Annotated in this window: 4 protein-coding genes and 1 tRNA gene; 1 reads left to right on the forward strand and 4 read right to left on the reverse strand. The window is 69.7% G+C overall.

Annotation, left to right across the window (positions count from 1 at the left end; translation table 11 throughout):
• Nucleotides 1–20: 20 nt before the first annotated feature.
• Together VT50_RS15385 and VT50_RS15390 are read right to left on the reverse strand one after the other, a co-directional pair.
• Nucleotides 21–698, reverse strand: coding sequence for a response regulator (locus tag VT50_RS15385; protein ID WP_020868040.1), 678 nt, complete (start codon nt 696–698; stop codon nt 21–23).
• Between the two features lie 274 nt (nt 699–972).
• A complete protein-coding gene (locus VT50_RS15390) occupies nt 973–6,528 on the reverse strand; it encodes a HAMP domain-containing protein (protein WP_075200423.1) in 5,556 nt (1,851 codons plus the stop codon).
• Between the two features lie 249 nt (nt 6,529–6,777).
• Between VT50_RS15390 and VT50_RS15395 the strand changes: the two genes are divergently transcribed.
• On the forward strand, nt 6,778–9,411 hold the full coding sequence (locus VT50_RS15395) for a SpoIIE family protein phosphatase (protein ID WP_046087827.1): 2,634 nt from the start codon (nt 6,778–6,780) through the stop codon (nt 9,409–9,411).
• An 82-nt stretch (nt 9,412–9,493) separates the two neighbouring features.
• Here VT50_RS15395 and VT50_RS15400 read toward each other — a convergent pair.
• Nucleotides 9,494–9,566 (reverse strand) — tRNA-Thr (locus VT50_RS15400).
• Between the two features lie 60 nt (nt 9,567–9,626).
• Nucleotides 9,627–10,325, reverse strand: coding sequence for a DegT/DnrJ/EryC1/StrS family aminotransferase (locus tag VT50_RS15405; protein WP_046087826.1), 699 nt, complete (start codon nt 10,323–10,325; stop codon nt 9,627–9,629).
• Nucleotides 10,326–10,492 lie beyond the last annotated feature (167 nt).

Here is a 10,492-nt window from a genome sequence, read left to right on the forward strand (position 1 = left end):
GTGACCGCGCGGCGGGCGGGTCAGTTCTGCGAAGGAACCTGGCCGGCGCCGCTGCCCGCGCCCGGCTCCAGCGCGTCCAGTGCCCGCCGCAGACCGGTCAGCTTGCGCTCCAGGTGGGCCGCGGTGGCCACGGCGGCGGCATCCGCCGACTCGTCCAGCTGCTTGGACAGCGCCTCGGCCTGCTCCTCGACGGCGGCGAGCCGCGCGGACAGCTCGGCGAGCAGCCCCGCCGACTCCTTGGCCTCCCCGGCGGCGGGCTGGCCGCCCTCCAACTGCAGCCGCAGCAGCGACGCCTGCTCCCGCAGCTGGCAGTTCTTCATGTACAGATCCACGAAGACCGAGACCTTGGCTCTGAGCACCCACGGGTCGAAGGGTTTGGAGATGTAGTCCACCGCGCCGGCCGCATAGCCCCGGAAGGTGTGGTGCGGGCCGTGGTTGATCGCCGTGAGGAAAATGATCGGGATGTCGCGGGTCCGCTCCCGGCGCTTGATGTGCGCCGCGGTCTCGAATCCGTCCATGCCCGGCATCTGGACGTCCAGCAGAATCACCGCGAAGTCGTCCGTCAGCAGCGCCTTGAGCGCTTCCTCCCCTGACGATGCCCGCACCAGGGTCTGATCGAGCGCGGAGAGAATGGCCTCCAGCGCCAGCAGATTCTCCGGCCGGTCATCGACCAGGAGGATCTTGGCCTTCTGCACCATGCCCCGTCCTCCTCGTCCCGGCTTGGGGTCTCCCCAGCCCGCAGAGCTGGGGGAAGCACCGGGCGCCGCCCCAGGGGACGACTCCCTTGCGCCGCCCGTCCTTGTGCCGGTCATGGTAGCCGCACCCCGCTGTTCGCCACACCCTGTCACCGCGATGTCACTGTGCACGTAGCAGAAACGCGGCGGGAGACCAGAAGGTTCCCCGATTACCGCGTTCCCACACGTGTTCGGCGACACTCAGTCAACACCACGCTCGTCCCGCGCGTGCCTCGGGTCACTCAACCGACATCCACTGCTCCATCACCGTAAGGAGATGATCGGTGTCGACCGGCTTGGTGACGTAGTCCGACGCACCCGCTTCGATGCTCTTCTCCCGGTCGCCCTTCATCGCCTTCGCGGTGAGGGCGATGATCGGCAGCCCGGCGAACTGCGGCATCCTGCGGATCGCGGCCGTCGTGGCGTAGCCGTCCATCTCCGGCATCATGATGTCCATCAGGACCAGTACGACATCGTCGTGCTGCTCCAGGACCTCGATGCCCTCCCTGCCGTTCTCCGCGTACAACACCTGCAGCCCGTGCTGCTCCAGCACACTGGTCAGCGCGAAGACATTACGGATGTCATCGTCGACGATCAACACCTTTTCGCCGTGGAAGCCGCCCACCGGCTCCGGGACAACCAGATCCTGGCCGCCCAGCAGCCACGGCTCGGGGGCCTGCGCCTGCCGCCCATGGCGGCGGCCCTCCGACCGCGCGCCCGACTCCGTGTCCGGCTCCGTCGGAGCCTGCTCCGCATCGGTCCGCGACGCCTCCTGCTCGGCCCGCTGACGCCGCCGGAACAGCCCGGAGCCGCCACGGCCGCCCGACGCCGGAGAGCCGTCGGAGGCGCCCTGTGCGGCCTCCTCCCGCTCCGCCGCGGCGCCGTTCTCGGCGGGCGCCTCCACGGCGCTGGTGAGCGCCAGCGGGCCCGGGCCCGAACTGCTCGGGGCGAGCTGCGGGTAGCCCTGGGGCGGCAGCTCGCTGGGGTGCAGCGGCAGGTAGAGCGTGAACGTCGAGCCGCGGCCAGGCTCGCTGGCCGCGTGGATCTCGCCGCCCAGCAGCCGGGCGATCTCCCGGCTGATGGACAGGCCCAGTCCGGTGCCGCCGTACTTGCGGCTGGTGGTGCCGTCGGCCTGCTTGAACGCCTCGAAGATCACCCGCATCTTGCTCGCCGCGATGCCGATACCGGTGTCGGTCACCGAGAAGGCGATCATCTCTGCGTCCGCGTCGCGCAGCGCACCGTGCTCCAGCAGCTGCTCCCGGATGGCGTGCGGCACATCCGCGCCCGCCGGCCGGATGACCAGTTCCACGGCGCCGCTGTCGGTGAACTTCACCGCGTTGGACAGCAGATTGCGCAACACCTGCAGCAGCCGCTGCTCGTCGGTGTGCAGCGTCGCCGGGAGCTCCGGCGACACCCTTACGGAGAAGTCGAGGCCCTTCTCCGCGGTCAGCGGCCGGAAGGTGGCCTCCACATAGTCGACGAGCTGGACCAGGGCGATACGGGTCGGGCTGACGTCCATCTTGCCCGCCTCGACCTTCGACAGGTCCAGGATGTCGTTGATCAGCTGCAGCAGGTCCGAGCCCGCGCCGTGGATGGTCTCGGCGAACTCCACCTGCTTCGGTGAGAGGTTGCCGTCGGCGTTGTCGGCGAGCAGCTTGGCCAGGATCAGCAGCGAGTTGAGCGGTGTGCGCAGCTCGTGCGACATGTTCGCCAGGAACTCGCTCTTGTAGCGCATCGAGACGGCGAGCTGCTCGGCGCGCTCCTCCAGCACCTGCCGGGCTTCCTCGATCTCGGTGTTCTTGACCTCGATGTCGCGGTTCTGGCGGGCCAGCCGCTCGGACTTCTCCTCCAGCTCCGCGTTGGACGACTGGAGGGCCTTCTGCCGGTTCTCCAGCTCGGCCGACCGCTCCCGAAGCTGCTCGGTCAGCTCCTGCGACTGCTTCAGCAGTACCTCGGTCTTGGTGTTGACGCTGATGGTGTTGACGCTGGTGCCGATCATCTCGGCGATCTGGTTGAGGAAATCCTTCTGGATCTGGGCGAACGGCTGGAACGAGGCCAGCTCGATCACGCCGAGCAGCTGCCCCTCGAAGAGCACCGGCAACACGATCACATGGGCCGGAGCCGCCTCACCGAGCCCCGAGGCGATCTTGAGATAGCCCGGTGGCACGTTCTCCACCAGGATCGGGCGCTTCTCCTCGGCGACCGTGCCGATCAGCGTCTCACCGGCCTTGAAACGCGTGGGCATCGAGCCCTGGGTGTAGCCGTAGGAACCGACCAGCAGCAGTTCGTAGCCGTCCTCGGAGGTGCTGTCCGCGACCACGTCGGTGCCCTCGCCGGGCGGTACGGCCAGGAAGAACGCACCGTGCTGGGCGGAGACCACCGGGGTCAGCTCGCTCATGATCAGCCGGGCGACGTCCTCCAGGTCGCGGCGGCCCTGCATCAGACCGGAGATCCGGGCCAGGTTGCCCTTGAGCCAGTCCTGTTCCTTGTTGGCGAGCGTGGTCTCGCGCAGGTTGGCGATCATGGTGTTGATGTGGTCCTGGAGGACCTGGATCTCGCCGGAGGCGTCCACGTCGATCTTAAGGTTGAGATCGCCGCGGGTCACCGCGGTGGCCACCTCGGCGATGGCGCGCACCTGACGGGTCAGGTTCCCGGCCATCTCGTTCACCGACTCGGTCAGGTCCTTCCAGGTGCCGGCCACGTCCCGCACCCGCGCCTGACCGCCCAGCTGGCCCTCGGTACCCACCTCGCGGGCCACCCGGGTCACCTGGTCGGCGAACGACGAGAGCTGGTCCACCATCGTGTTGATGGTCGTCTTCAGCTCAAGGATCTCGCCGCGCGCCTCGATGTCGATCTTCTTGGTCAGATCACCCTGGGCGATGGCCGTGGTGACCATCGCGATGTTGCGGACCTGGCCGGTCAGGTTGGACGCCATGGAGTTCACGGACTCGGTGAGGTCCTTCCACGTCCCCGAGACGCCGGGCACCCTGGCCTGGCCGCCCAGGATGCCGTCCGTGCCCACCTCGCGGGCCACGCGGGTGACCTCGTCGGCGAACGACGACAGCGTCGTCACCATCGTGTTGACGGTGTCGGCCAGCGCCGCGACCTCGCCGCGCGCCTCGACCGTCACCTTCTTCGTCAGATCGCCGTTGGCGACCGCGGCCGAGACCTGTGAGATGTTCCGCACCTGGATGGTCAGGTTGTTGGCCATCAGGTTGACGTTGTTGCTCAGGTCCTTCCAGATACCGGTCACGCCCGGAACCCGCGCCTGACCGCCCAACTGCCCCTCGGTACCCACCTCACGGGCCACCCGGGTCACCTGCTCGGCGAACGACGACAGCTGGTCCACCATCGTGTTCACCGTGGTGACCAGCTCCAGGATCTCGCCCTTGGCATCGACGGTGATCTTCTTCGACAGATCGCCCTTGGCGACCGCCGTCGTCACCTCCGCGATCGAACGCACCTGGGACGTCAGGTTGTTGGCCATGCTGTTGACGGACTGGGTGAGGTCCTTCCACGTCCCCGAGACGCCCTGCACCTCGGCCTGGCCGCCCAACTGGCCCTCGGTACCCACCTCGCGGGCCACCCGGGTGACCTCCTCCGCGAAGGACGACAGCTGGTCGACCATCGTGTTCAGGGTGTTCTTCAGCTCCAGGATCTCGCCGCGCGCATCCACGTCGATCTTCTGGGAGAGATCACCGCGCGCGACCGCCGTGGCCACCTGCGCGATATTGCGCACCTGGGCGGTCAGATTGCCCGCCATACCGTTCACCGAGTCGGTCAGATCGCGCCAGACCCCCGCCACACCGGGCACCTGCGCCTGACCGCCCAGCCGACCGTCCGTACCCACCTCACGGGCGACCCGGGTCACCTGCTCGGCGAAGTCGGAGAGCTGGTCGACCATCGTGTTGATGGTGTTCTTCAGCTCCAGGATCTCGCCGCGCGCGTCCACCTCGATCTTCTGCGACAGGTCGCCGCGCGCGACCGCCGTCGTCACCTGGGCGATACCGCGCACCTGTGCCGTCAGATTCCCGGCCATGGAGTTCACGGAGTCGGTGAGGTCGGCCCAGACTCCGCTGACCCCGTCCACCCGGGCCTGACCGCCCAGCCGGCCCTCGGTGCCCACGTCCCGCGCCATCCTGGTGACCTGGTCGGCGAACGAGGACAGCTGGTCCACCATGGTGTTCACGGTGTTCTTCAGCTTGAGCATCTCGCCGGAGACATCGACGGTGACCTTCTGCGACAGGTCCCCGTACGCCACCGCCGTGGTCACCTGGGCGATATTGCGCACCTGTCCGGTGAGGTTCCGGAACGCGGTGTTCACCGAATCGGTGAGGTCCTTCCACGTCCCCGCCGCACCCGGCACCTGCGCCTGACCGCCCAGCTCGCCCTCGACACCGATCTCCCGGGCGACGCGCGTCACCTCGGCTCCGAACGACTGCAGCTGGTCCACCATCGTATTGACGGTGTTCTTCAGCTCCAGCATCTCTCCGGCCACATCGACCGTGACCTTCTGCGACAGATCACCGTTCGCCACCGCCGTCGTCACCTGTGCGATGTCCCGCACCTGCGCCGTGAGGTTCCGGAACGCGGTGTTCACCGAATCGGTGAGGTCCTTCCACGTCCCCGCCGCGCCCGGCACCTGCGCCTGGCCGCCCAGCAGCCCCTCGGCGCCCACCTCGCTGGCCACCCGCGTCACCTCGTCCGCGAAGGTGCGCAGCGTCTCGGTCATGGTGTTGATCGTGTCGGCAAGCTGCGCGACCTCGCCGCGTGCGCTCACCGTCACCTTCTGCGACAGATCACCGTTGGCGACCGCCGTGGTGACCTGGGCGATCCCGCGCACCTGCGCGGTCAGGTTCCCGGCCATGAGGTTGACGGAGTCGGTGAGGTCCTTCCAGACGCCCGCGACGCCCGGCACCTTCGCCTGGCCGCCGAGCTCACCCTCGGTGCCCACCTCACGGGCGACCCTGGTCACCTCGGAGGCGAAGGAGGAGAGCTGGTCCACCATCGTGTTGACGGTGTTCTTCAGTTCGAGCATCTCCCCGGACACATGAACCGTGACCTTACGGGACAGATCGCCCTTGGCCACCGCCGTGGTCACCAGGGCGATGTCCCGCACCTGAGCGGTGAGCCGGGAGGCCATCGTGTTGACGGACTCCGTGAGGTCCTTCCACGACCCCGACATTCCGCGCACCCGGGCCTGGCCGCCCAGCTTGCCCTCGGTGCCGACCTCACTCGCGACCCGCGTCACCTCGTCGGTGAACGCCGAAAGCTGATCCACCAGGCCGTTGACCGTGCGGCCCACCTTCAGGAACTCGCCCCGCAGGGGGTGCGCCGACCCGTCGGAGCCCTGCGCCCGCAGGTCCATGCGCTGCTCCAGGTCGCCCTCGGCGACCGCCGACAGCACCCGGCCCACCTCGGACACCGGCCGTACGAGATCGTCCACCAGGGCGTTGGACGCGTCAATGGCGGCGGCCCACTGGCCCTCACAGGCGCCGGTCTCCAGCCGCTCGGTGAGCTTGCCCTCACGGCCGACCACCCGCCGCACCCGGGTCAGCTCGCCCGTGAGCTGCAGATTCCGATCCGCGACCTCGTTGAAGACCGCGGCGATCTCGGACATCACGCCCTCGCCCGAGACCGTGAGCCGCTTGCGGAAGTTCCCGTCCCGCATGGCCGTCATCGCGGTCAGCAGCCGGTTCAGGGCCGCCGTGTCCACTTCAGTCGTCCCATTGCTCCGGGACCGTCCGCCTTTCGCGCGCGTATTCGTGCCCCGCGCCGCTGCGCCAGACTCCACCGTGTCCCTCCCGCAGGGTTGACCGTCCTCGTCGGGTTCTTCTTCCAGCTTGCCCAGTGTTTCACCATGCCCCAACCAGGCCATAACAGTTCGGCAGCATCCCACACCGCCGAGGCACCTCTGGGTGGAATCGGAGCCGACCGGCATTCGCGAAGGCATCGGTGGTAAGTAACCTGGCAACCGGCCAGGGCATCGGAGGGGCGCTGCGACATGGGTGAGCAGTTCGCCGAGACACTTATGAGGAGACCTGTGATCACCGCGCGGGCAGCCGCCACCTTCGAACCGGTGGGACGCTCGGTCGCCGCCGCCCGCACCTTCGTCCGGGACACCCTCCAGGGGTGGGGCCTCACCGACATCGTGGACGACGCCGTCGTCCTGACCAGCGAACTTGTCACCAACGCGGTGGTGCACGCCGGCACCACCGCCGATGTGGTCTGCATCCGCGCCGACACCGGCGTACGGGTCGAGGTCGCCGACCGCTACCCCGAGCGCGAGGTCCCGCTGCAGAGCAACGGCGGCCACCACTTCGGGCACCCCGACCGCGAGGGCGGCCGCGGTCTGCTGCTGTGCGCCGCGCTCGCCGCCCGCTGGGGCGTCGAGTACACGGCGACCCACAAGCAGGTCTGGTTCCAGCTCGACTTCCCCGACCGCCCGGCCGGCACCCGGGCCGCCGGGCCAGCCCTGCCCTCCAGCGCCCTGCCCATCGCCGACTCCCGGGTCCGGGTCGGGGTCGTCCAGGTCGACAGCGGCGGACTGATCAGCGCCTGGAACGACGACGCTCAGGAGCTGTTCGGCTACCAGCCGGAACAGATCATCGGCAAGCCGCTGACCGACCTCGCCGCCTGGCCGCACACCCCCGGCACCGGCACCGGTGTCGCCGAGGCGCTGCTGCTCTCCCGCTGGGAGGGCTCCTACGGCATCCGCGGCGCCGACGGCCGGGTCTCCCCCGTCTACGCCTCCCATCTGCGCATCCGCGACGCCGAGGGCGAGCCGTCCACCGTCTGTCTGCTGGTGCGCGAGCGCGAGCGCGCGGTGCTCCAGAGCCCGATGCGCGGTGCGAACGTGGACACCGCCGAAACCGCCGAGCGGGGCCCGGCCACCGACGCCTTCGAGGTCTTCATCGGCTCCCCGGCCCCCGACGACCTCGACGGACTGCTCCAGCGCACCGTCGAGCGGGCCCGCGACATGCTCGACGGCGACGCCGCCTATCTGCTGCTCGCCACCGACGACGAGACCGAGCTTGAGGTCCGCGCCTCCACCGGGCTGCCCTCCGCCCGCCAGCGCTTCGCCCGCGTCCCCGTCGAAGCGGGCACCGGACGCTACGGCTCCGCCCGGATGCCCTCCGTTCACGAGGACCTGTCCGCGGTGCCCGGCGCCGTACCCCTGCTGGTGAACACGGGGATGCGCTCCGTGGTCACCGTCCCGCTGAAGGTCGAGGGCCGGCTCACCGGCTCGCTCGGCGTCGCCGCCGAGTCCCCCGCCCGCTACAGCAACGAAGAGGCCCTGCGGCTGCAGTTCGCCGCCGACCGCATCGCCCTCGCCGTCGAGCGCGCCCGCCTCACCGAGCTGGAGCGGCTGCGCCGCGGCTCCCTGTCCTTCCTCGTCGAGGCGTCCGACCTCCTCGCGGGCACCCTGGACCGCGATCAGACCCTGGCACTGATGGCCCAGATGACGGTGCCCACACTGGCCAGTTGGTGCGCCGTCTATACGGTCGCCGACCAGGCGTCCGAGCCCGAGCTGTCGTACGTCCTGCATGAGGACGAGGACCGCATCGACGGGCTCAAGGCCCTGCTGATGAAGATCGACCCACCGGAGCAGGTCCCCACCGGCGGCGCCCGCGGCTGGTCCGGCCCCTATGACGCGGCCCACGCCGCCGCCCTGCGCACCTCGCTGCGCAGCCTCAGCCTCGGCGACTCCGCCCGCCCCTCCTCCGGCCCCGGCGCCTCGCTCGCGACCGCCTCCGCGGTCGGCGGGGAGACCGTCGTGCTGCCCCTGGTGGCCCGCAACCGGGTCATCGGCATGCTCGTCCTCGGCAAGCCCACCGACGAGCACTTCCGCCAGGAGAACCTGGAGCTGGCCGAGGACCTGTCCCGCCGGGCCGCGCTCGCGCTGGACAACGCGCGGCTCTACTCGGAACGCACCGCGATCAGCCAGTCCCTGCAGCGGAGTCTGCTGCCGCCCGAGCAGCCCGAGGTCCCCGGAGTCGAGGTCGAGGTCATCTACCGCGCGGCGGGCGAGGGCAACGAGGTCGGCGGCGACTTCTACGACCTCTTCCCGATCCGCGACGGGGCGTATGGCTTCGCCATCGGCGACGTCTGCGGCACCGGACCGGAGGCCGCCGCGGTCACCGGGCTCGCCCGGCACGCCCTGCGGCTGCTCGCCCGCGAGGGCTTCGGCGGCCCGGCGGTCCTGGAACGGCTCAACGCGGCGATCCTCGACGAGGGCGCCCGCAGCCGCTTCCTGACCCTCCTCTACGGCGAGTTGTGGCCGCAGCACGACGGCAGCGCGGTGCTCAAGGTGGTCTGCGCCGGACACCCCCTGCCGCTCCGGCTGCGCCAGGACGGCAGCGTGGAGTCGGCGGCCGAGCCACAGCCGCTGCTCGGCGTCATGGAGGACCTCGAGCTGTACGAGCAGACGGTGACGCTCGATCCGGGCGATGTGCTGCTGTGTGTCACCGACGGGGTGACGGAGCGCCGCGAGGGCACCAGGATGCTCGGCGACGACGGCCTTATCGACGTCCTCACGACCTGCACCGGCCTTACGGCGGGTGCGGTGGCCACCCGGGTGCTGCGGGCGGTCGAGCGCTTTGCGGCGGAGCCACCGTCCGACGACATGGCGATCCTGGCGATGCGCGTCCCGGAGCCCGAGCCCGCCGACGCCTGAGGCGGTCGGGCGCCCGGGGAGCGCCCGGCGGTGCCCGAACATGACGAAGGCCCCCGCCACTTGGCGGGGGCCTTCGCAGGAGAGCCCCAATACGGAATCGAACCGTAGACCTTCTCCTTACCATGGAGACGCTCTGCCGACTGAGCTATTGGGGCACGCCGACGGGAACGATCATACCCGAACTCGGGTACGCCCCCGACCACCCGCCCCGTGGCTCAGGCGGCTGACTGCAGCAGCCCACCCAGCGCGTTGCAGGCCGACACCACGCGCTGCAACTCCCGCCACGACATGGTCGGATCGACGGGCAACGCCAGGCACTCATCGGCCGCGCGCTCGGTCTCCGCGAGCCACAGGTCGCGCCGGAAGCGCGCGGTGCGGTGCGCGGGCGTCTGTACGGGCACATGGCATACGACGCCGCGAGAACGCAGCGTACGGGCGAAGGCGTCACGGTCCGGCCGGCCGTTGCCGGGGACCCGGACGACATATTGCTGATAGGTGTGTTCCACACCGGGCGCGACCAGCGGCGTGAGGACGCCACGCAGCTTTCCGTCCAGATAAGCCGCGTTGGCCTGTCGCCGCAGTATCTCCCCGGCGAGATCGCTGACGGCCCCGTGTCCGATCACCAGCACGCCGTGCCGCTGGCCGAGCGCGGTGAGGGCCGCCATGTCGGCGGGATGTCCGAAGGTGTGAATGGCCACGATGGCCGCGGTCCTGGGCGTCAGCGCCTCGGCCACCGCGGCCGGGTCTATGCAGTAGGTATGGGCGTCGATATCCGCGAAGACCGGCCTGGCACCGGCCAGGAGCACCGCTTCCGCGGGTTCGGGAGTGCCGTAGGACGGCACGATGACCTCGTCGCCCGGTCGCACACGCGCCCGGGTCAACTCATGCAGCAGCTCATCCGTAGGAGTCCCCATGAGCGGCATCGTGCCCAGGCAACATGAACACCGAGTGGCCCGCAACACAACATGAGAAGAGCCCTGCCGGTGACCGAAGTCCCGACAGGGCTCTCTACAAGATTGGTTCGGCGGCGTCCTACTCTCCCACAGGGTCCCCCCTGCAGTACCATCGGCGCTGAAAGGCT

Source organism: Streptomyces antioxidans (assembly GCF_000968685.2).
Classification (GTDB): Bacteria; Actinomycetota; Actinomycetes; order Streptomycetales; family Streptomycetaceae; genus Streptomyces; species Streptomyces antioxidans.